The organism is Reyranella sp., assembly GCF_052439685.1.
Lineage (GTDB): Bacteria > Pseudomonadota > Alphaproteobacteria > Reyranellales > Reyranellaceae > Reyranella.
Genome location: NZ_JBQVQG010000001.1, coordinates 240,791 through 262,847 on the forward strand (window position 1 = coordinate 240,791; position 22,057 = coordinate 262,847).

At 62.6% G+C, this 22,057-nt stretch carries 17 protein-coding genes; 13 read left to right on the forward strand and 4 right to left on the reverse strand.

Annotated features, from left to right (window positions below; genetic code table 11):
• The first annotated feature begins 71 nt into the window (after positions 1-71).
• From ACT6UX_RS01180 to ACT6UX_RS01195, 4 genes are all read left to right on the forward strand, one after another.
• A complete protein-coding gene (locus ACT6UX_RS01180) occupies positions 72-470 on the forward strand; it encodes a PepSY domain-containing protein (protein WP_444773305.1) in 399 nt (132 codons plus the stop codon).
• Positions 471-616: 146 nt separating this feature from the next.
• Positions 617-1,087, forward strand: coding sequence for a DUF2271 domain-containing protein (locus ACT6UX_RS01185; RefSeq protein WP_444773306.1), 471 nt, complete (start codon positions 617-619; stop codon positions 1,085-1,087).
• Between the two features lie 25 nt (positions 1,088-1,112).
• On the forward strand, positions 1,113-3,323 hold the full coding sequence (locus tag ACT6UX_RS01190; protein ID WP_444773307.1) for a PepSY domain-containing protein: 2,211 nt from the start codon (positions 1,113-1,115) through the stop codon (positions 3,321-3,323).
• On the forward strand, positions 3,313-4,320 hold the full coding sequence (locus ACT6UX_RS01195; protein ID WP_444773308.1) for an FAD:protein FMN transferase: 1,008 nt from the start codon (positions 3,313-3,315) through the stop codon (positions 4,318-4,320). Before ACT6UX_RS01190 ends, ACT6UX_RS01195 begins: the two co-directional genes overlap by 11 nt.
• On the opposite strand, the gene ACT6UX_RS01200 is transcribed toward ACT6UX_RS01195, so the two are convergent.
• Positions 4,317-4,694, reverse strand: coding sequence for a response regulator (locus tag ACT6UX_RS01200; protein ID WP_444773309.1), 378 nt, complete (start codon positions 4,692-4,694; stop codon positions 4,317-4,319). The two genes, ACT6UX_RS01195 and ACT6UX_RS01200, sit on opposite strands and share 4 nt — an antisense overlap.
• 1,227 nt (positions 4,695-5,921) lie before the next feature.
• On the opposite strand from ACT6UX_RS01200, the gene ACT6UX_RS01205 reads away from it, so the two are divergent.
• The 6 genes from ACT6UX_RS01205 to ACT6UX_RS01230 all read left to right on the forward strand — a co-directional run bounded on the left by ACT6UX_RS01205 (position 5,922) and on the right by ACT6UX_RS01230 (position 16,756).
• Complete coding sequence (locus ACT6UX_RS01205; RefSeq protein WP_444773310.1) at positions 5,922-11,375, forward strand: hypothetical protein; 5,454 nt, start codon at positions 5,922-5,924, stop codon at positions 11,373-11,375.
• A 307-nt stretch (positions 11,376-11,682) separates the two neighbouring features.
• Positions 11,683-11,838: a hypothetical protein gene (locus ACT6UX_RS01210; protein ID WP_444773311.1), complete on the forward strand. Its 156-nt coding sequence runs from the start codon at positions 11,683-11,685 to the stop codon at positions 11,836-11,838.
• 488 nt (positions 11,839-12,326) lie between these two features.
• Complete coding sequence (locus ACT6UX_RS01215; protein WP_444773312.1) at positions 12,327-12,713, forward strand: hypothetical protein; 387 nt, start codon at positions 12,327-12,329, stop codon at positions 12,711-12,713.
• A 186-nt stretch (positions 12,714-12,899) separates the two neighbouring features.
• Positions 12,900-14,876: a DUF4214 domain-containing protein gene (locus ACT6UX_RS01220; protein ID WP_444773313.1), complete on the forward strand. Its 1,977-nt coding sequence runs from the start codon at positions 12,900-12,902 to the stop codon at positions 14,874-14,876.
• Between the two features lie 171 nt (positions 14,877-15,047).
• Entirely contained in the window at positions 15,048-15,395 is a 348-nt protein-coding gene (locus ACT6UX_RS01225; protein WP_444773314.1) for a hypothetical protein, read from the forward strand.
• Positions 15,396-15,604: 209 nt separating this feature from the next.
• Positions 15,605-16,756, forward strand: coding sequence for an acyltransferase family protein (locus tag ACT6UX_RS01230; protein WP_444773315.1), 1,152 nt, complete (start codon positions 15,605-15,607; stop codon positions 16,754-16,756).
• 26 nt (positions 16,757-16,782) lie between these two features.
• On the opposite strand, the gene ACT6UX_RS01235 is transcribed toward ACT6UX_RS01230, so the two are convergent.
• Positions 16,783-17,985, reverse strand: a complete 1,203-nt coding sequence (locus ACT6UX_RS01235; protein ID WP_444773316.1) for a methyltransferase domain-containing protein — start codon at positions 17,983-17,985, stop codon at positions 16,783-16,785.
• 35 nt (positions 17,986-18,020) lie between these two features.
• Positions 18,021-18,461, reverse strand: coding sequence for a hypothetical protein (locus ACT6UX_RS01240; RefSeq protein WP_444773317.1), 441 nt, complete (start codon positions 18,459-18,461; stop codon positions 18,021-18,023).
• A gap of 347 nt (positions 18,462-18,808) precedes the next feature.
• Between ACT6UX_RS01240 and ACT6UX_RS01245 the strand changes: the two genes are divergently transcribed.
• The 3 genes from ACT6UX_RS01245 to ACT6UX_RS01255 all read left to right on the forward strand — a co-directional run bounded on the left by ACT6UX_RS01245 (position 18,809) and on the right by ACT6UX_RS01255 (position 20,755).
• Complete coding sequence (locus ACT6UX_RS01245; protein ID WP_444773318.1) at positions 18,809-18,937, forward strand: hypothetical protein; 129 nt, start codon at positions 18,809-18,811, stop codon at positions 18,935-18,937.
• A 629-nt stretch (positions 18,938-19,566) separates the two neighbouring features.
• Entirely contained in the window at positions 19,567-19,956 is a 390-nt protein-coding gene (locus tag ACT6UX_RS01250) for a hypothetical protein (RefSeq protein WP_444773319.1), read from the forward strand.
• Between the two features lie 262 nt (positions 19,957-20,218).
• On the forward strand, positions 20,219-20,755 hold the full coding sequence (locus tag ACT6UX_RS01255) for a hypothetical protein (protein WP_444773320.1): 537 nt from the start codon (positions 20,219-20,221) through the stop codon (positions 20,753-20,755).
• 259 nt (positions 20,756-21,014) lie between these two features.
• Here ACT6UX_RS01255 and ACT6UX_RS01260 read toward each other — a convergent pair whose 3' ends face one another.
• A complete protein-coding gene (locus ACT6UX_RS01260) occupies positions 21,015-22,007 on the reverse strand; it encodes an HlyD family secretion protein (protein ID WP_444773321.1) in 993 nt (330 codons plus the stop codon).
• Between the last annotated feature and the right edge of the window lie 50 nt (positions 22,008-22,057).

Below are 22,057 nucleotides of genomic sequence, written 5' to 3' on the forward strand. Positions count from 1 at the left end.
GTGCGCCTTCAGGTCGCCGTCAGGAACCGGGCTCAAGAGAAGACGCGAGACCATTGCCGGGAGGCTGGAACGTGAACAGGCCGATATTGATCGCCGCTATTCTTTCGAGCGCACTGACATCCCCCATGGCGCTGGCCAAAGAGGACGACTGCAAGGTCCCCATGGCCCAATGGCAGCCGCGCGAAGCCGTCGAGCAGATGGCGAAGACCCAGGGTTGGACAGTGCGGCGACTCAAGGTCGATGACGGCTGCTATCAAATCAGGGGAACTGATGCGGACGGTCGCGAGATCGCAGTGAAGGTCGATCCAGGATCGCTCGCCATCGTCCGCTTGAAGCACAGAAGCGGGCGCGGCGATGGTGACGACGGACGACGCGGCGGCGTTCCGGGACAGCCCCTCCCGGGCGCCCCGGCAGCCCCCGCCAACGATCTCCTCAAGGGAACGACGCCTCCCAAGGCGGAGATTCAGTAACCGCCGCCTCGTGTGAACTCGATCGCTTCGCAATTTCCAACCTGACGGCGACCTGAAGCAGAGTCCCGTCGCGCTTCAGCAATGCGTCAGTCTTTGCCTCCAGTGTGGGCTCGCCAACACGATCCGCTGGAGAAGAGACGATGCGAATGAAGACACTGCTTGCCGGCCTCGCCCTGACGACCGCCCTGACCGCCCCGGAATTGGCGATGGCGCGCCCCGTCACACTGACCACCACCCTCAAGAACTACGGCGGCAACGGCGCCTATCTCGCGCTCTACGTGACCGACGCGACGGACGCCTACAAGGGCACGTTGTGGGTGGCCGGCCCCAAGTCGAAATACTACAGCCACCTGAGCGGCTGGGAGCGCGCATCGCGCGGCAACGTCGCCGGGATCAACGGCATCACCGGCGCGAGCGTCGGCGCCGGCCGCACGCTGAAGGTCACCGTGGACCTGGCCGACGCGCTGTTCGATGCAGGCTACAAGCTGCACATCGACGTTGCAGCTGAGGACATGCGCGACAGCCCGTCCGAAGTCGTCGTTCCCTTGACCGCCGCAGGGGCAGGCCGCCCCGTGCCAGGCCGCAGCTACATCCAGACTTTCACCTACGGCATGTAGGCCCAGGCCGCTCGGGAGGCATGTCATGCTGCGCTGGCTTCACAGGGTTCTCGCCCTCTCCGTCGTCATTCCGCTGATGGCGCTCGTCGTCAGCGGCTCGGTGCTGTCGGTGATGCCCGCCCTGGACCGTGCCGGGGCGATCTCACCGCCCGCGGACGGCATCAGTGTTGCCGAGCTGGCCGCGCGGACCGCCGGCACCCTGCCCGGCGTGGAGGAAATCAAGCGGCTGCCCTCGGGCAAGGTCGTTGCGTTCCACGCCGGGACCGACGGACCGGTCGCGACCGTCGTCGATCCTGCCACGGGCGAACCGGTTTCGGCCTACGCCCCCTCGGCATTCGAGCGCTGGACGACCAATCTCCACCGCTCCTTCTTTCTGGGCGATGGCGGGCGCATGGCCGCCGGCGCGGCGGCGCTGGCGTTGCTCGTCCTGACGCTGTCCGGCCTGCAGATGACGGCCCGGCGAATGGGCGGATGGGCCCGCCTTCTCGAGCGCTCGCGCGGCAGTGTCATGGAGCGCCTGCATGCCGATCTGGGCCGGCTGACGACGGCCGGGCTCATCGTATCGACGCTCACCGCCCTCTTCCTGTCGCTGACGACGTTCGGGCTGATCCCGGACGGCCGGGCGCAGGCGCCCGCCTTCCCGACGATGGCGCCGAACGGTCCCGCTCTGCCGGTGGCCGGGATCGATGCGTTGCGCGGCATCGATCTCAGCCAGCTTCGCAAGCTGACGTTTCCCAACCCGGCCGATCCGACCGACGTCTTCCATCTGTCGACCGCCGATGGCGAGGGCTATGTCGACCCGTCCAGTGGAGAGCTGCTGGCCTGGCAAGCTCACACGCTCGGCCGCCGGATCTACGAGTTCATATACAGGATGCATACCGGCCGGGGATTGTGGTGGGTCGGCGTACTGCTCGGGCTGACCGCCCTCGGTGTTCCGGTCCTTGGCGTGAGTGGTACCGCCCTGTGGTGGTGGCGGCGGCGTGCTCGCGTGCCGATCGCCGCCAATGTTCCCGCCCGGACTGCCGATACGGTCATCCTGGTCGGGAGCGAGGGAGGCAGTACCTGGGGCTTCGCCCGGACACTGCATACGGCCCTGACGGCCAGCGGCCACAAGGTCCACACCGTCGCAATGGACCACGTCGCGCCCTCCTATCCGGCGGCGCAGCGCATGTTCCTGCTGACGGCGACCCATGGCGACGGCACGGCCCCGGCGAGCGCCGGCGCATTCCTCGAGCGCCTCGACGGGAACGGGGCGCCATCGCCTGTCCCGTTCGCCGTCCTGGGTTTTGGGGATCGCCAGTTCCCGCAGTTCTGCCGGTTTGCGCGCGATGTCGATGCCACCTTGACGCAAAGAGGCTGGACGTCGTTGCTCCCCCTGGAGACGATCGACCGTCAGTCGCAGCAGGAATTCGCGCGTTGGGGCAAGTCCCTGTCGGCCGTCCTGGGCGAGGATCTGGTGCTGGCGCATGTGCCGGAGCGACCGCGGACTCATGCGCTGACACTCATCGACCGTATCGACTACGGCACGGAGGTGCAGGCGCCCACCTGCGTGCTGCGCTTCGCCTTGCCGCGCAGCAGCGCGTTCGCGCGTTTTGCCGGCGGGGGCTGGCCGCCGTTCTCCGCCGGAGATCTGCTGGCGATCGTGCTGCCGGACGACACCTTGCCGCGCTCCTATTCTCTGGCCAGCTCGACCGACGATGGCTTCGTCGAGATCTGCGTGCGCAAACATCCCGGTGGCCTCTGCTCAGGCCTGCTCCATGGCTTGCGGCCCGGCGACCACATCGAGGCTTTCGTGAAGCCCAACCCGTCCGTCCGTCCGATGCACGGGCGCAAGCCCGTCATCCTGATCGGCGCGGGGACCGGTATTGGTCCCCTGGCGGGATTCATTCGTGCCAATCGTGGACGACGCCCCCTGCACCTCTATTTCGGCGGGCGCGATCCTGAATCGGATTTCCTCTATCGGCGCGAGATCCAGGGATGGCTGGACGACAGGCGGCTGACGAGCCTGTCGACCGTGTTCTCGCGCGTGAGCGGGGGCGGCTACGTGCAGGATCGCCTCCGTGCGGATGCCGATCGCCTGCGCACCCTCATCGGCGCCGGCGCCCAGGTCCTGGTTTGCGGCGGACGCGAGATGGCCGCCGGCGTGAAGGAAGCGCTGGGCGAACTGCTCGGTCCCGCCGGCCTGACGCCCGGCTTTCTCAAGGACGACGGGAGATACCTCGAAGATGTCTACTAGTCTCCGTCGCCACGCATTGAACGGCAAAACCATGGGGACGCGGTGGTCCGCGCTCCTCCATGCCCCACCCGCGATCGACATACCCGCGCTGGACATCGCCCTGGCGCGCGCCGTCGACCGCGTCGATCGCCAGATGTCCACCTGGAAGCCGGACAGCGACCTGATGCGCCTCAATGCCGCCTCTCCCGGTAGCTGGGTGTCGTTGCCTCGGGAACTCATGCAGGTCCTTGCCAACGGGCTGGAGATCGGGCGCCTGTCCGGAGGCGCGTTCGACATCGGTGTCGGGCGCTTGGTCAATGCTTGGGGCTTCGGGGCCGCAGGCACGGTACCCGACAAGGACGCAATCCGGGCGGCCCTTCACGAACGGCGGCCGCCAACCCATACGGTCCTGGAGCTGGATGCGGCGGGCGCACGGGCACGCAAGCATGCACAAGTCGACCTCGACCTTTCGGCTATCGCCAAGGGATTTGCCGTGGACGAAATGATGCGCACCGTGAAGGCGTTCGGCATCTCCGACGGGCTGGTTGGGCTGGATGGCGAACTCGCAGCAAGCGGCGCAAAGCCGGACGGAACGCCGTGGCACGTCGCCGTGGAGAAGCCTGACTACGAGCTTCGCAGTGCGCTCGGCACGATCGAGTTGCGGGATGCCGCCGTCGCCACCTCGGGCGACTACCGGCACTGGATAGAGGTCGGGAAAACACGGCTGTCCCATACGATGGACCGGTTGCGCGGCGGTCCGGTCGACAATGCGGTCGCTTCGGTTTCAGTCGTTGCATCGAGCTGCATGAATGCCGACGCGTGGTCGACCGCACTCATGGTTCTCGGATCGACGGAAGGCAGAGCACTTGCGGAGAAGCACGGCCTCGATGCCTTGCTCGTCGAGCGCAGCGACGGGAAGCTTACCCAGATCGGAATCGGTCGTGTCTTCGAGGCAACCTCGACCGAGACATTCTCTCCTCAATCCCCTTCGATTCGCGCGAGCCTCCAAACGCGCTAGCCGGCGTTCCGTCCGGCCAGCAATTTCGCCAGCGCCTCGACGATCTCTTCCGCGCGGAAGGGCTTGTCGAAGAAGGGTCTGTCGCCGTGCCGCAGCGGCATCAGGGCGGTCGACCGGCCGCTCGCGAAGACATAGGGCACGCGCAACGCCTGAAGGGTGTCGGCGACCGGGAACACCAGCTCGTCCTTGTAGAGGCGGATGTCCAGGATCGCAGCATCGACCGCATGATCGGCAATCAACGCGAAAGCGCTCTCGACACTGTTGGCAGGGCCGACCGGGGTGGCCCCTTCGGCGGCAAGCGTAGCCAGGAGATCCAGCCCTATGGTTGGATCGTTTTCAACGATGAGGATTGTGCGACCATCGAGAAGAGCCAAGACACGCCACTCCTGTGAGCCTCGCGAGAACGTTTGGGCGCCCCCCAAGTTGCATGGTCCAGGCGCAACCTTCAAGGCGTCCAGCCCGTTGCCCGGCACTTGCATCAAGGAGATCATAATATGGGTCGCTCAATTCTGCTTTGGCTTGTCGGCGTGCCGATTCCGATCATCATCCTGCTTGCCTTGTTCTGGCGCTGACAGTCCGCCGACGCCAAGCGAGAGGCAAGGCGCCGCGTTCTCGGTCGATGTTGTGTGTCGGCACATTTGCCGCGCCTTGTCTTCTCATTGGCGGGAATGCGCCATCGACTGGGGGCGTCCTTGAGATGCTTTCCCCGCACGAGATATGCGATCCCGCAATGAAAGAAGATAGCGGGCTGTCGAATCGACGAGGACGCCATCCCTGACGAAATCCGTCCGAAACAGTGCTTCGACTTCGAAGGGGAGCGTTGGCGATTGCAATAAAGAAGTGTCAGGAATTACTGGATCAACTCCGGACCCGCATGTCGATGCAAGAGCCAAGGGAACTAGATTTCGCCCTGGCAATCAGTGAGATCTCGGTGCTTCTCCAGAGAATATTGACCAGGTCGAAAGCATGGTCCTCTCGCAACAAATCCGAGACATGAAGGCAGAGTGGGAGAAGACGCACTCGGTGCTGAATGCTGGGCGCTCTGGCGCTTCGCAAGCGATCGTTCTTCAACGGCGACGCCCCACCAGAGAGGATGGCCGCGACAACGACAACCCGTGCACGCAGGCCGACCGTGCCTATCCGCAAGCGCGAGTTGATCGAGGCAGGGTCGATTTCCACAGGCCAGCTCTGAATCATTTGATCACCGTTCTGCGCAACTGGTCCGGCCCGGCCTCCCGGTCACGGTAGCCGTTGCGTTGCCAGCCGGACCGCGCTCTTCTCGCCGCGGCCAGCACATCGATATCGGGCGTCTTCTTCCACGAGCGTGCGCTGGTTCATCATCACGTTGGTCACCGCGCAAGGCCGCTCCCTCGCTACTGCCAGATACAGCACCACGGGGCACGACCCGCGCGTAGCATGCGAACATCGAGCCCGAAACAGCCGCCCTAGTTTCCACATCGACGGTGCCGAATTATTCTTACTCTATCGCCGGTAGAGTCCACGCATCCCTTTCTAGCATCATATGTACTGAAATTCAGACGCGAAAATGCACCAGGCGATAGCAGCGTCGAGACAGACGGAAGCAAAGATTAGGGGGCGTGATGAGTTTCGACATTATGGGTCTTTCGACACAAGATCAGCTTTCAACCATATATATCGCCTATTTCGGTCGCGCCCCCGACCCAGAGGGCATGGCGTACTGGGAAAATGACTACGCCGTTGCCGTAGCCCAAGGCATGACGGGCAAGGAGATACTCCAGAATATTTCCGAGTCGTTCCGGTTGAGCAATGAGGCGAAAGCATTGTTCCCGGTCCTGGCCGCGCCTGGAGGAGCAAGCGAGGCTGCGGTCCAGGGCCTGATCATTGACATCTACGACAATCTCTTCAATCGCGGCCCTGATGACGAAGGCTTGGCCTATTGGACCCAGCAGTTCCTTGGGCGCCTCAAGGCGGGAATCAATATCGGCGACTTTATCGTCGACATCGTCAGCGGCGCCCAGGTCACCGAAGCTTTTGGCGACGATATCGGCGCCGTGAAGAACAAGGTCGAGGCCGGCAACGCCTATCTCGAGGCATTTGAGAGCTCCGGCGCCATTTGGCGCGAACGCGACAACCTCGACGATGCACGCGCGACCATAGTCGATGTCGGCGCCGATCCGGCAAGCCTCGCCGCGGGCATCGCTTTTGCCCAGAGCGTGGTCGCCAAGCTGGTGACCGATTCAGGCGTCGTCATCGATGGCCTGCTCGCTGGAGCCACTGTTTTCGCCGATTTGAACGAGAACGGCGTGCTGGACGTCGGCGAGCCGACGACAATCACCGACGAACTGGGCCGCTACGAGTTCGACCAAGGCTATGGCGGCCCCATCATCGCCTTTGGCGGCGTGGATGCCGTCACCGGCATTGCCTTCGATGGCACGCTGCGCGCGCCGGACGGCTCCGCGACCGTGAGTCCGTTAACTACACTGATTTCACGCATCCAGGAGACGGGCGGCCTCTCGCCGTCGGTGGCCGAGGCCATTGTGAAGCAGGCGCTCGGATTGCCAGCGGATGTCGAGCTGACAAACTTCAACCCGCTGGGCGTCATCGCCAACCCGAACGCCAGCGCGGCAGAGAAGGCGCTTGCCGTTCAAGTACAGGCCGGCATCACCAAGCTCGTCAACATCGCTTCATTGGCCTCGGCCCTTGGGAGCGGCGTCGCGGACGGGGACAGCGGCGACCTTTTCACCATGTTCCTGGACCAGGTGGGGGATCGCCTGCTGAGTGTGGACACGCTCGATCTCAGCGACCCGGATACCGTGAAGGGCCTGATCGCGGACGCGCTCGCGGCCACGCCCGGCGTCGATGCGCTTGATCCCGAGACGATCGCCGGCATGGTGGACGACGTCGCCCGCATCGCCGTCTCGGCCAACACGACGGTCGATGAAGCCGTGGCCGGCTCGGATCCGGCAGCGAGCATCATCAAGATCAGCCAAGCCCAAACGGTTGCGCAGGGGAACGCCGCCAACGCAGTGCGCGAAGGCGCCGCCGCCGGCGATGTCGGCGCGGCAAGTGAAGCTTTCACCGGCGAGAATTTTGCTGAAGCGGTGGAAGAGGCCGAGGTTGAGGTGCCCGGCATCGAGCCGGAACCAGAGCCAGAACCCGAGCCTGAACCTGCGTTCAGCCTCGTCGTAAACGGGCAAGGCGTCCTGAGTTTCGACGGTGTCGCCACGGGCCCCGTGACGATCACCGGCATTGCGGGTCAGGTGGCGGGCGGCGATGTCGTCCCGGCCGGAGGATCTGTTACGATCTTTGCCGTACGCGCGGGAACTGCCGCCAGCGTCGTCACTGCGAACTGGACCAGCGTCGATCTCACGGGCGTGAACAGCTTGACGATCGCAGCTGGCCTGGTGCCGCTTTCCATCGCTCAAGTTGGTGGTCGGACCGTCCAGGGAGCGGGTCGGGTCGCACTCCATGGGGTCGTCGCGTCGAATGTCGATATGGTCGGCGTTGCCGAAGGCGTGGCCCTGTTGCCCGGGCAAAGCGGCTATCCGGGCGATGTTGTCGGCGTGTTTGGCGCAGCGATAACGATCACGGCAGGCGGGACGTTGGCACTGTCGGCAGCGCAGGTCGGCGGCGCTTCGATCGCAGGCGCAGGCTCGGTCGTGGTGAAGTCGATTGCGGCAGACACGGATCTTGCCGGCCTTGCCGCCAGCCTCTCGGTGACGGCGGTGGTGACGGGGGACGTTGACTTCACGGCTGGCGTCGGCCCAATCGACGCCTTCCAGGTGGCGGCGGGCGGCGTGCTGCGCCTGAACTGGGCACAGGCCGACGGTCTTGTCGTGACAGGTGCAGGCTCGGTCGTGCTGAACGGGCTGGCAGATGAGATCGACCTTGCCGGGATCGCGGTTGCGGGCGGCGTGACGGTCGAGCTCAATGCCGACGTGACCTTGGCGGAAGGGGTCGATCTCGCCGCTCTCGCGGTGAAGATCGCGGCGGGCGTGACTCTGACACTGCCCGCGACGCAGGCGGATGGCGCTTCGCTGTCCGGCGCAGGCAATGTTCGGGTGACGGACCTTGGGGCGGCGACGGACCTGTCGGACCTGGCGGATAGCCTGACCGTAACGGCAACGGTGGTGGCCGATCTCGACGTGACGGCGAACAGCAATCTGGGTTCGGTGGATAGGTTCGAGGTCGCAGCGGGCGCGACTCTGACGCTGACGGCGGAACAGGCTGATGGTCAGGCCGTGACCGGCGCAGGCTCGGTCGTGGTGGTCGGGCTGACGGCGACGACGGACCTGTCGGGCGTTGCGGTGACGGGAGCCGTGACGGCCCTGGTGACGGGCGAGGTTGATCTGTCGGCGACGAGTTTCGGCCCTGTCGACGCGTTCGAGGTCGCGGCGGGCGGCGAGTTGATCCTGACGGCGGCGCAGGCGAACGGAGCGGATATCGATCTGGCCGACGGCGCAAAGCTGACGATCGACGTCAGCTTTGACGAACTTGACGCCGCGAATCCCGCCCTGCCGCCGATCGACATCGCCGGCGTCAGCGTGAATGGCGACAACAGCCCGTCGGCCGTCTGGAGCGCCATCAACGTCCCCAATATCGTCGATAAGTTCAAGTTGTTCTGGGTCACGATGGACCAGAAGTACTACGCGGCCTGGCCGGACGGCGACGTGACCGTCAATGAGGCTTTCGTCCAGCTTGGCAACGAATATGTCGCGTATCTGGCGGCCGGGAATCCGGCGATTCTGGACATCGTGCAGACCAAGGTCGGCGGCATTCCCAATTTCGAAGGCCGCCAGCAATCCCTGCACGACAATATTCTCGGAAATCTACGGGATGGCGTCATCGCCGCCCGCTTCGGCGCGCTCGACCCACGCTCGGAGGAAGCGAAGGATTATGGCGACCGGCCGCTCGCGGAAGGCAACAATCCGGCGGACACGGCTGCTGCCAAGCTGTGGGATGTGGAGAACGGCGTCATCCGCGAAGACGCCAGCCCCCTTGAAGTTCCGGCGGGTGTAACTCTTACAATCACCGCCAGCCAAGCGGACGAATTGGTCGTCACCGGTGCCGGCGCCGTGGTTGTGACGGGTCTTGGCGAGGAAGCCGTCGATCTCAGCCATATTGCGGCGACGGGCGGTCTCACCGCGACGGTCGTCGGGGCGGTCTCCCTTTCGGAGGACACGGATCTCGGCGGCTTCGCGCTGACAGTCGAAGCGGGCGGCGGGCTGTCGATCACCGACGATCAGGCCAACGGCGTCGCGATCAATCTTGTCGGAACAGCCGCCTTGAACATTACCGACGTGGCGTTCGTCGCTCCCGTCGGCAATCAGCCGCTCCTGCCGGTGATCGACATCTCGCGCATCACCAAGGACGGCGACAACAATCCGTCGGCCGTTTGGAACAGCGTGACAGTCGATGGTGCGATGAGTTCGGCCGACAAGTTCATGCTTTTCTGGGCCACGATGGACGGTCAGTACTACCAGAATTGGCCCAACAGCGACGTCTCCACGAACCTGGCGTTCGTGCGATTGGGCGAACTGTACGCCACGCATCTGAAGGATGGTGGCGATCCCTTCCTTGATGTCGTCCAGACCAAAGTCGCCGGGGTTCCGAATTCCGAACTCCGCGAGCAGACGCTGCATGACAATCTTCTGGCCAATATCGGCAATTATGGAATCCGGCAGAAGTTCCTGGGCAATCCGCCCGATTTCGAGAAGGAGCCTCGCACCGAGGTCGGCCTGGAATTTGGCGGGCGTCCGGTGGTGAGCGGCAATGTCGGAACAGAAGCCGAAATCCAGGCAAACGCCAAAGCGTCCCTGGCGGCGGCGGCATGGGACGTCGCTCACGGTATCGATCGCGCCGACATGGATGACGAATTGCATGCGGCCGTCAATACAGTGTGGGTCTTCAACAATGATCTGGCGGCGACCTTCGACGTCTTCGACAGCATCCAGGAGGCCATTGACGCCGCCGGGGCGGGCGCGACCATCGTCGTCGGGCAGGGCATCTATGACGAACGTGTTGTCATAGACGATTCCTTGACCTTGCTATCGGTGTTCGGCAGCACCCTGACCGAGATCAAGAACACGTCGGGCTTGGGAGTCGCCGCCGTTGAAATCGCCGCCAGCGTCGATGACGTCACGGTCGGCGGCGTCGCCGGAAACGGCAATCACGGCTTCACCATCACGGGCGCGGACAATCCCAATCCAGGCATTGAGTGGGCGGCGCTCTACATCAACGGCGGGCCTGCCACCGCCGGGAGCAACGCTTCCGAAGACCTGGCGATCATCGGCAACACTATCGTCGCCGGCGGCGATAGCGGTCTGACGGCGAACTACAACGCAGCGATCGACGGCTTGCTGATCGACGGCAACACCTTCTCGGGAGCAACGTTCGCGGGCGAGGGACCGGCGGCGCAAACATGGGAGGGAAGCTACTTCTCCGCCCAGTTCACAACTCCCGACCTTCCCCGGCAGCTGGTGGTCGTCGGCGGCGGCGCGAGCGTCCAATACACGAAGGACGTGACCTTCACCAATAACGAGGTCACCGGCCGCACCGGCGGACTCGAAGAGGGCGCAGGCGCTGAGAACGTTCTGCAAGGCAATACCCAAGTGACGCTTGATGTCGTCACCGGCCGTGTCGAAGGCAACGTCTTTTCAGGCGACTCCGGCGGCGTCGCGCCGGCGCTGCGCGTGCGTGGTTCCGATACCGATGTGATCGACAACGATTTCAGCGGCAGCAACACAGGCGTGCAGTTCGTTCAGAACGAAGGTGGCGAGTATTCCGGCAACGTCTTCCTCGACGCCGCAGGAAACAGCGTCCTGTCGGGCACGCCCGGCGGCGATCGCTTCGTCTTCGATCTCGCGGCGCATGGTCAGGATCAGATCCTCAGCTTCGGCCAGGGAAGCGACAAGATCGTGTTGCAGAACGGGGTGGCGAACTTCGCTGCTCTCGACATCGTTCAGGTCGGCGGGGATACGATCGTCACGACCTCTGGCGAGCAAACGATCAAGCTTGTCGGTTTTGCCAGCGCGCTCACGGCCGCCGATTTCGAGTTCGGCCTATCCGTGTGACGTCACCGACCCGTTGACCCGGCCAAGCGATCCAGTTTGGCCGGGCGCCGACAGAGATGTTTGAACGGGATTCGAGACGCGCTCGAACCGCATTGGTCCGTTGCATGTCTTGCTCTGATGGCTCTGGTGCTTGCGGGCCCCTTGGTGCGGTTGGACCGCGGGGCCGACGACTACGCAAAACGACATTTCGTCATCTTGGATTGCGGGTCGACGACTGGACGAGGGAGGGTCCTAGCCAAGCCGCCAACGGGCTGCCGGCACTCAAGAGGAGCAGATGCGAAGGGTTGTTGATTGCAGGCGAAATGGGGTGCTGATCAGGATCTACAAGTTTGCCCTCGTCGAGACGAAAGTTCCGATGCGTCAGCCGGACCCGCGGGAGCTCGAGGAGGAATGCAAGTCGCTGCTCACGCGCGATCGGCTGGCCTTTGCACCCTATGACGGGATCACGTTTACCCATCGTTGAGGGCTGATGCACCCGCTGCCGGGTGCACTTGATCGCCCGCCAGGACACCGGGTGGAGGCAACGCGCAAAGTTGGCCCCACTCGACCGATGGTCAATCGAGCAGGGCCTAGCCGCTTGTGAGATCGGGAGACCAAAGCAAGCGGTTCCGGTCAGGTTACTCGCCAGGCATCACGACTCTAGCGAAACTGCCCAAAGATCCTTTTGAGACGTCCTGAGACTTGCGGCGGCCCCGTCTAGGCTGTTGGGCACAGTGAACGGGACCCGGCCTGGACGCCTGGTGGGTCATGTGACGCGGGTGAGGCATGCCAATCTCGATGCAAACCGATCGACGGCCGCTGCCACAAACTTCTTTCGCGGATGCGCCGAACGCGCGCGCTGCCCCCATGTCGACTCACACTGGCCCTTCTTCGAGCGAACTGTCGGTGTCTGACGACAACTCGCCTCAAACACTGGCTCCACCTACACACTGGGCGACGGAAGGAGACTGAATGAATTTCAAGTTTCTGCTGGCCTTCGTGGCGGCAAGCACTGTCGCCAGTCTCTCAGTCGCTCAGCCTCGCATCGTCGAGCGTACCGCCACGGCAAAGGCCGGGCAGCCGACGCAAATCGGAATATTCGGTCGCGTGAAGCCCGACTGCACTTCCGGACCCGTGGTCATTCGCGTCATCGATCAACCCGATCACGGCAAGATGTCGGAACGATCGGCGAAGCTGAAGACAGATAAGATCGCGCGATGCCCGCCAATCGAGACTTCCGTTGCGGTGATCTTCTACCAATCCAATGCTGGCTTTCTGGGCAGAGACGAGTTGATCATCGAGGCGGAAACGGACACCGGGCAGATCGAGCGATATCACTACAAGATCGATGTCGAGTAGCCATCCGCGGCGCACGTCACGGCGTGCTGGCGAACGAGGATACTCCATTCCCGGCGTCACTGCCTCGGGCGTCATGCCGTCGTCGAGTGGATCCTGCGCGTCGGTGCCTGCCCACGCGGGGTGCGCTGCGACGTTGGCAAAAGGGATTGCCAAAGCATCTTCTTATAACGGGAGCTGCACTGGGTGATGTCAGGCAAACTGCTCCAAGCCGAAGCACACCAGGAGCCCGAATTGTCCAGTTTAGACGAGCCAAGCAGCCTCGTGCCCACGAATACCCCCCTGAATTTCAATCTAGGGATCAACTACGAGAGCTGGAGCGGCGGTCGAACGGGCTACGACATCAACGCTGACCTCAATCAGATCACTCAATATTTCAAACTGATCAAAACGTTTCACGATGCGGCGGTCGGCACGATCAACCCGACCGACCCGATCATCGACCCCACGCAGCAGCAGGTCATCTCGTATGTCGTGGCCAATCCCGGGCTGGAGCTGGTCATGGGCACGAATAACAACGCGCTCGCGGCCGGCGGATACGGAACACCATGGTCTGCAGGCCTGATGACGAGTTCCGCCTACACCGACCAATGGGTCCAGATGATCATCGGGGCCTTCGGCAGTGCGGAAGCCGTCAAGGCCCAGCTCAGCATGATCCTCCTGGGAAACGAAGTCGATGCGAACGGTCCGCCGCCCTCCGATCCCGCCTTTGCCAGCTATCAGACCTGGATCAACCAGTCCTTCTCCAATCTGAAGGCCTCGCTCGCGGCCGCCGGTCTTGGGTCGATCCCCATTTCGACGACGATTGCGAACTATGGATCGACCAACGCGATCGCCACCGGAACGACGGACTACATCCAGTCGAACTGGAGCCCGGAATGGAATAACGGATCGCCGATCGTTCTCTTCAACCAGTACACCCCGGCCGACGGCAGTGGTCATGAGGCCGCTACCACCAACTACGCGCCCGTCATCTCCTACTTCAACTCGGTCGATCAGGCGCTGAATGGCAAGGTGGAGCCGTTCGTGGGCGAGACCGGGTACTCGACCTACTACGGCGAGCCGAACCAGGATCTGGTCTACGATCAGATTTTCGCCTGGCTCAATGCCCAGTATGCTCAAGGCGGCAAGACTGTTCCGCTGTTTGCGTTCGATGCCTTCGATCAGCCGGCCAATGCCGATCCGGTCCAGGCCCAGTACGGGATCTTCTCGCAGAATGCTTCCTTCGCGCCGACGGGCCTGAAGGATGGCATCACCATACCGGTATGGAGTTCCACGCCGCTCGATACGATCTTCGGAACCGCCACCGCGGATCGCCTGGTCGGAACCGCCGGGCTGAACCACTTCCTTGGCGGCGGCGGCGACGACACGATCACAGCGGCCGGTGGTCACAACAAGGCTCTCTATTGGGCGCCTTCGGAAAACTACGCCGTCGCCATCGAGGCGGGCTCCCGGCTGATCACCGTTCACGACCGCGTCGGCAGTGACGGAACCGATTCCCTTACAGGCATTCAGACTCTCGGCTTCGCCGACGGATCGCTCGATTTGACGTCGCTGGTAAAGGCCGCCTCCGCGCCCGCAGACACCCTTGCGTCTATCGCGAACCTGTATTCGGCTTATCTTGACCGCGCACCCGACTCGCAGGGCCTGTACTACTGGGCCGCCCGATTTTCGGAAGGCATGTCCATGTCCGACATCGCCCGGAGTTTCTTCGCATCATCCGAGGCGGTGGAACTCGTGACATCGACGAGTGTCGAGGACGCCGTAACGAAGGCCTATCTCAACCTGTTGCATCGAGCTCCCGATGCGATCGGCTTCGACTACTGGGTTGGTGAAGTCGATACCGGGCGCCTCAGTCTCGACCAGCTGCCACTCGCCCTGATTGCCGGCGCCTTCGCACCCTCAGGGGGCTCTGATGATGCCCAGTATCTGCTCAATCGCAGCACTGTCGGCACCTACTTCGCCGTGACACAGGGGCTCGGCAATCTCGAACAAGCGCGACTGGTATCGGATGTCGTCGAGATCTCCCGGGCGAGCGTCGTCAAGGCTGCGGACCTCGTGGACCTCTACGCCGCCGACGCCAGCTCGCCCGACAGTTCCGATTTGGTCGTGCAACTGACCGGCCTGTTTACCCGGCCTGCGTGGGAGGGCGTGGATCACGTCTGACCGATCCCGGGATATCACGCCGGCTCGGCGGCACCCCCTGCTCTCCTGTCTCATCCGTTCTCGGATTCAGTACCGCTGCGGTCTCGCCTCGGCGGTACCATTGAATTATAGCGTAAACTGCCTTGGTTGATTGCTGATCGATAAAGCTCTTCCGGCGTTTACACTTGATGAATGAACGACGATCAATTCGCGGCGGCGATCGAAGACTTGCGTCGATGGAAGCGCACGCACCTCCCAATGCTCGATCGCCCCGCCGGCATTGAGGTCTTCGACTATCTGCTGCGCCGAGACGGCGGCGCGGTGCCGCTGACGCCATTGTATCGGAGCGCCATCCACTCGGAGCCTACCGTACGGGGTATGCTTCAGGAATTCATTGCACGAAAGCTTGCCCAGGTCGAAACGGATCCGGACGACAACCGACGCAAGGCTACCCGGCCTACCGCGCTTATGCTTTCCCTCGCCGAGGAGTATCGCATACGCGTCTGCGCTCTTGGCACTCGCATCACGCACTCCAAGTGAGACGCTGCAATTCTCCAGGCGACGGAACTTCATTGAAGGCGACCGGGAAACCCGAGCAGCAGTCTTGATGGCAGGCGAGGCCCGCCCTTCGTCGATCCAATCCGAATGACAGTCGCGGACCTTCCGCCCGAATCAAGGGACCTCCGCACTCTACACGCGTCACTTTTACAACCTGATCTTTGTCGCGACGTCGAGGATGCCAGCGGACGATGACTGCCCCACAGAGGTTCGCCTACATCGACAGCATGAGAGCCATCGCGGCTCTCATGGTTCTCGTCCTTCACACCGGGCAACTCGCTGTCGCTGTATTCCCGAGCAATGCTATCGACACCTGGATTCTCACTCCGGTGTTCACGCTGGACTTCGGCCGTGCCGGAGTACTCCTGTTTTTCGCCATCAGCGGATACGTCATCCCGGCCAGCCTGCGCGGCCCGACCGACAGGATCAATTTCCCGGTCCGACGCTTCTTCCGCCTTTATCCGGCGTACTGGCTGTCCATTCTCGTATTGGTGTTGATCAGCTTCTGCCTGGGCGGAACCGGGATCGATGGCGCACAGGTCATCGCCAACATATCGATGCTCCAGACCTTCCTGGGCTACGATGACCTCGAGGGTCTGTACTGGACGCTGGCCGTCGAGCTCGTTTTCTACGTCGCGTGCTATGGGCTGTTTCTTGCCGGCCTCATCGGCAAGGGCAACGTGCTTGGCGGGATCGCCCTGGCGCTGGCGAGCGGCTGGTACCTTGCGTTCACGGCAGCGGCCGGCCCGTTTCAAAGCATGCACTTTCTCGTGCCGGATTTCATTTCGGATCGCTTCATGGAATGGCCCGCCTATTTCTCCATCATGTTCTGGAGTGCGGCATGCCGTCAGGTCGCCGACCACCGGGCAACGCCGCTGACCATTTCCATGGTCATCCTGTTGGGAGTCTTCTGGCTGGTCGTGGTGCCGGCAACCGGTCTCTTCGTATACGTGACGCAGCAACACGATGCCGCGATCGCCCGGTGGGCTCTGATGAAATACGGCGCCTTCGCCCTGGGGCTTTACGCATTCGTGGGACTGGCGTTCGTGATCCGCATCCGGAGCCCCGTTCTGGGCTACCTGGGCACGATCAGCTTTTCACTTTATCTCTTCCACCCTGCCATAATGCGTCTGCTCGCCACCGCGCATGCGACGCTGACGCCTGATCTGCCGGTCACGCCGATACTGTTCGTCGGCCTCTGCGCGCTGGCAACGATCGCCTTTTCCGCGATCGTCTATCGCTACATCGAGGCCCCTGCCATATCTCTCGGAACCGTCATCTCGGCCGGCCTCGTGAACCGCAGGAACGCGCGCACGACACTGGATCGCCTGACGGGCACTTGAGCGGCCATCCGGAGCGACCGTCGATCTCAGAAGACCCGGATGGGCGCAGCCCCATTCTGCCCGAACCAGATGACTTGTTCTGCGACGAGGTCTGCGTAGAGTTCGCGCCCTTCGAATTCACTCTTTGCTATCGTAAGAGTGACGGTCGTGACTTCGCCGGGATGCACCTGAGCCGGTATGGAACGGTACCGGCGGAACTCATAGTCCCAGTCGCCTCCAGGTCCGCGAGTGATCAGGCCGACATTGACCGAGCCGGCCGTCTGTCCCGACGGTCTCCAGGTCGTCGTGCCGGTATTCCTGGCAACGAGATCGATTTTCAGAAGCGGCCCGTCACTGAATGTCTTGGCCGTTAGATGGGCGGCCAACCCGTCGCGGAAGCGGCTGTCCCTCGCAGGTTCGTCCTTCATCAGGACGAACTGACGCCCACCCGTGGGAAGCGAGGAATAGACGTCGGTGAATAGCTTGTTCATCGTCGCCTTCGCCCTGGCGCGCGACCGCAGGTCGTCGAACTCTTGCAGGCTCAAGAGCGGGGGGACTGCATATGGCGCGACTTTCAGCTCCTTGAATCCCGCCCGCTGCGCCAGGGGCCAGATGTCGGCCAGGACGATATCGTTTTCGATCACGCCGAATGTCCGCATCGCATGCTGGGACTCCGCAGACCGCGAATGATTCTCGCCCGGCTCGGAGAAGACAGCCCGCCCGTCATTGGCCAGCACTCGCCCGAACTCACGAAGGATCACGTCCGGATTGGGGACATGATGAAACGAATCCATGCACACAACTCGATCGATCTGCCCGTCCTCGACGTCGAGATGCTCTCCGTCGAATTCGCAATAGCGGATCCTCCCCTTCAATTCGGGGTATCGCGAAAGAGTGTTCGCCTCTGCGAGGCGCAGTGCGGTGGCCGAGGGGTCCACGGCAACGACCTCGGCGCCCATCAAAGCCAGTGATTGCGAGAGCCACCCCGTCCCGCATCCGAAGTCGAGAATGCGCACGCCACTATGGAATCGAAGGTGCGACAGCATCACGCCGAGAAGGGGCACCAGCTGGACCGCCTCGGCGCCCATGAACGGCTTGCGAAACTCGCCGCTCGCCAGGGACATGTTCTGGAAGTACGCCTCGGCAAGCCGCAGGTGCGACGGCAAGGTGCTGGCGGCAATCAGTGCCCTGACATCGATCAGGCCCTCGGGCGCCTGGGTAACGGGCTTCTTCTTGAACACGGAAAACATTCGTTCCCCTGGGCCTGTTCCTGGCGCCGTGCCTGCTACTGGAGACTCCCGGCGCCCTGCAGGATCGAGCAGCTCTGGATTCGAGAGACATACTCGTCGAGTATCTGAACCAACTTCCTGGTCGGTTGGATCAAGCGAACTCTCTGATCGCTCTCATCACAGTGAAATACCACAAGTTTGCGATCGACCAGAGACTGTATGACGATCCTGATCGTGGGTTCCGAGAAGCGGCTGTTCGCGTAAAGATCCTTCAGCGGGCGTGGCGGGTAGCCGGGCCGCATCAACCAGGTAACGACTTCTTCGCCCTGAGGCATCATCAGGAGCGGAAGCGTCTTCTTCTTCCAGTTTTGAAGCGATTCCAGGTGGTTCAGGAATGCCTGATCGGCAATGACATCGATTTCGCGACTCACCTGCATGATGATCCTTTCCTCCAGTTCCTGCTTATCGGTGCGCGTTGGGATGGCGATTGTGATCACGAACGCACGATCAAAAGAAGAAGATGGGGAAGAATAAATACGAAAAGTCCTTTCTGTATATTCCAACTTCTCCCCATTTAGGCCTCATGATGCGGATGTGACGTGGCAATCGACGGCTCCTCGGTTGCCAAAACAGGATTCCGGAGACCGTGGCTTGAAAGGAGGAAGCGACCCGTCGATTTCTTCGCGCTCGGGAACCGACACAAGACAATTTCGTAATCGAGGCTTCCGGCTCCTCTTCATCGTCCTTACTTCCGTCGCAGGTTGATAGGTGGAATATGCTGCAGCTTGTTTGTCGATGGTCACTGCTGGGAGCGGCGCTCGGTACTGTGGTTGCGGTTGGCTCGATGGTTTTCGGAGCGGCTCCCGCGGATTTCTCGGCCGTCGTGTCGCGCGCCCTGTCCCTGGCGTTCTCAGGCGCGGTCGGCGGCTGCGTCGCGGCTCTGCTGCGGGCCTTCATCATCTGGTCTCGCTGAGGCGCGGCAAGCGGGCGAGAATCGGCGTTGGCAGCGGGTCCGCGTTCGACCGAGCGAGGGATCACCTGCGCGGGGTGCAAGCCCGGTCACCACGGGTATTGTCCGCAGGGATCGTTGATAACGCGTTCTTGATTCAAGGTGGTGTGGCGTCCCCGTCCCATCATCCTAGCGTTTGGGTCATCTTTCGAATGCGGTGATTGCCTCCTCTCCGAGGAACGCATGTTTGTCTGCACGTTTGTCCGGATCTCTGTCCCACGTCCGCCACGCGACACCGGGCGTACCGCATCTGAGCCTGTGTAATTTGCCGAACGACTGAGCCGCGTACCAGTAGAAGAGCGTTTGTAATTCGCATCCGCGGTCGTGCGGCGGATCTCGACCGTGGTTGCATTTGCGAATGCAAACTTCGCATCATTCCTCATTCCGTCCACCTGGCGCGCGCACTCTCTGTGATTTTTCAACCGACGGATGCGGGCAATTTTCAGTCGAATACTGGTTTTTCCTTCTACCCTTCGGGAAGCCCGTGATAGGCTGAACCGAATTGCGTAGTTAACTTCTGTGATTTGTTGCTGGCTTCCAAACTATGCATTTTCTGATTGCGATGACTCAGTACGGGTGGTGTGGAGACGGGGATGTTTTGGCGCGCGTTGGAACAATTGCATCTTTGGGAGCGTGAGAATTTGCCGGGGGCCGATACGGCCGTCGGCAATGAGGTTCTCGTGTGGCTCCTGAAATCCAAGAGCAAGCCACGCCCCCTGAAGGACCTCTACCGTTCGAGCCGCTTCTCCGAGCCGACGATCCGCAACTGTCTGAAAGAGTTTGCCACGTTGGGCTTCGCGTCGATCGTCTCGAACGGAAGCGACATGAGGAGCCGGTTCGCCCGCGCAACACCGAAGCTCGAGCTCACCGTTGCCGAGTATCGCCGACGTTTCCAAGAGGTGGCAGAGCTCGCCAGAGCGGAAGCCGCGACGAGACCCTCCACGTCGTTGCCCCCTTCGAACTCCGACACCCAAGGCAGCTGATTTTCGCTGCTGCCAGCGTGACTGGCTTTCCTCTGCGGGTGCAACCTGCAGTGCAGCAAGCGCTGCCTCCGGCTGGCGATGCCGTAATGATTTTTGGGAACCGGTGTTCCAACCAGTGTTCATCGTGAGCAGCGGAAGCCCGCGACGGGTCAGATGATGTTCTGACTCCGTCGAGGCGCGGAAGTATTGCAGAAAATCGGTATTGCGATCCCGTCCGCATTCCGCCTGCCGCCCCTACAGTGCTTTCACTGGAGGAGCGATATTGGCCCAGAAGATGGATATCCTGTTGTCGGACTGGATGCCGATCGGCTCCGTCGTCGACGGCTTGCCATCCGCCGGTGAGTCCAGCGGCCTTCATGGCGCGCTCCTGGATCACCTGACGGGTGGTACTGTACGAGCAATATGCACGTCGTCTAGACATACCTATCGGACGACGACCTACTCCGACACGGGCGTCTCGGCGATTCCGCCCGAGGAATGGCTACACTATCAAGCCAGTGAGTCGGCGCTCGAGAGCGGCATGGTACGCATGCAGTGGACGTCTCAGGTGTCCCTTCCCATTCTGGGGCTCTGTCAGATCGTGGCGCAGTATTCCGGCGTTCACCTTTGCCTCGAGGATCTGGCGCGGGAGTTTCCGGAACTCGCCCTGTTTCGGGCAAGGGCGAAGGGCGCCGCGCAGCCCTCCACATCGGCGGACGCACCTGCCGTCAGCAACCGGCCAGACGCCTTGATCGACCTGGCTGCCGCCGGTCGATCCGTCAAACCGGCGGTCAGGCGGCGCTCAGCGCCCTGCAAGTGATGCGGGCGTGAATCCGGAGCCTACACGCCAAGGCTGCGGATCCATTCCTTCCTAGAGTCTTTCCGCTTCAAGTTCACCCACACACCCACCTCATCCTGAGGAGCCGCGCCTGCGCGGCGTCTCGAAGGATGGGCGACAAAGGTGGTGCTCGTGCCCATGCTTCGAGACGGCCCGGAGTTTACCCCGAGGTACTCGAGGGGGGGGGCTTCCTCAGCATGAGGCTGGGGATGACGGTGATCCGATCTCGATCGGAAAGACCCTAGTGAAAGGTGATCCTCGTCTCGCGGCCGATCAACCTGGCCATCGCGGCATCACCAACCGGCTCGATCTCCACTTCGGCAAGTCTGGCCGTCGATTCACCGAAATCGGCATCGCTCATCTTGGTGCGCTTCACGGTGCTCGGCAGTCTCGCGATACGGCCGGCATAGACGTTCGTGTCTCCGCGCACGGTGAATTCTACCTTGCCGTGCTTCTTCAACTTGCCAAGGTGAACCTCATCGACGTCGGCGTAGATGCGCATTCGCCCGAGATCGACGATGCGCAGGATTCCGCGCGGAAAGACGAACTCGCCGGTATGAGCAAAGACATCCGTGACCACACCATCGAGTGGCGCACGCACCAGCGTCTGCTCCCTGGCAAGTTCCGCCTCCGCGAGACGGTCTTTGAGGATAGCCAGTTCCGTCTGCAGGCCGGCGAGATCGTAGTCCAGCCGCTGCCGTTTGACGGCCAGCTTGGCTTTCTCTTCATCGACCTTCTGCAGCAGGAGACCCATGCGCAGCTCGCGCTCATCCGGCGCGAGCGTCGTTCGCGCCAGCTCGAGCTCCTTCAGCCGATAGTTGGTTTCGGCCAGTCGAACCGAAGCCTCCTGCATTTCGACCTCGCTCCGGCGAAAGCCCGACTGCATCGACTGCTCCTGCGAGCGCGCCCGTTCGAGATTGGCCTTGGCCGTCACGACGTCCAGCTCCGCCGCTGCCGCGTTGCTGAGCAGCGCAAGGACCTGGCCCTTGCGCACGTCATCGCCCGCCCGCACTTTCAGATCGGCGATCAGCTCGCCGCCCGCGGGATCCCCCGCCACGAGCGCGGACTCCGCCCTCACATCCGTATAGCCGCGTGAGATGAGCGGTCCCGAGACTTCAATGGGACCGCGCGTGTTTGCGTCCTTGCCCCAGATCGCAATCGCGGGGACCAGTACGATCGCCGCGCAAGCAATCGATACGCCGCAAACCCACTTGAGATGCCGCCAACCGGTCACCTTGATCCCTCACCCCCGCTCCCTCGGCCGCTCACGCGGAGCAATCAGCA

What these genes read in the sequence shown, in the direction of transcription:
- ACT6UX_RS01245 (WP_444773318.1), top strand. Translation starts at nt 18,809, where the DNA reads ATGGTTTTCGGAGCGGCTCCCGCGGATTTCTCGGCCGTCGTGTCGCGC.
- ACT6UX_RS01190 (WP_444773307.1), top strand. Translation starts at nt 1,113, where the DNA reads ATGCTGCGCTGGCTTCACAGGGTTCTCGCCCTCTCCGTCGTCATTCCG.
- ACT6UX_RS01220 (WP_444773313.1), top strand. Translation starts at nt 12,900, where the DNA reads ATGTCAGGCAAACTGCTCCAAGCCGAAGCACACCAGGAGCCCGAATTG.
- ACT6UX_RS01185 (WP_444773306.1), top strand. Translation starts at nt 617, where the DNA reads ATGAAGACACTGCTTGCCGGCCTCGCCCTGACGACCGCCCTGACCGCC.
- ACT6UX_RS01215 (WP_444773312.1), top strand. Translation starts at nt 12,327, where the DNA reads ATGAATTTCAAGTTTCTGCTGGCCTTCGTGGCGGCAAGCACTGTCGCC.
- ACT6UX_RS01205 (WP_444773310.1), top strand. Translation starts at nt 5,922, where the DNA reads ATGAGTTTCGACATTATGGGTCTTTCGACACAAGATCAGCTTTCAACC.
- ACT6UX_RS01230 (WP_444773315.1), top strand. Translation starts at nt 15,605, where the DNA reads ATGACTGCCCCACAGAGGTTCGCCTACATCGACAGCATGAGAGCCATC.
- ACT6UX_RS01195 (WP_444773308.1), top strand. Translation starts at nt 3,313, where the DNA reads ATGTCTACTAGTCTCCGTCGCCACGCATTGAACGGCAAAACCATGGGG.
- ACT6UX_RS01225 (WP_444773314.1), top strand. Translation starts at nt 15,048, where the DNA reads ATGAACGACGATCAATTCGCGGCGGCGATCGAAGACTTGCGTCGATGG.
- ACT6UX_RS01250 (WP_444773319.1), top strand. Translation starts at nt 19,567, where the DNA reads ATGTTTTGGCGCGCGTTGGAACAATTGCATCTTTGGGAGCGTGAGAAT.
- ACT6UX_RS01235 (WP_444773316.1), bottom strand. Translation starts at nt 17,985, where the DNA reads ATGTTTTCCGTGTTCAAGAAGAAGCCCGTTACCCAGGCGCCCGAGGGC.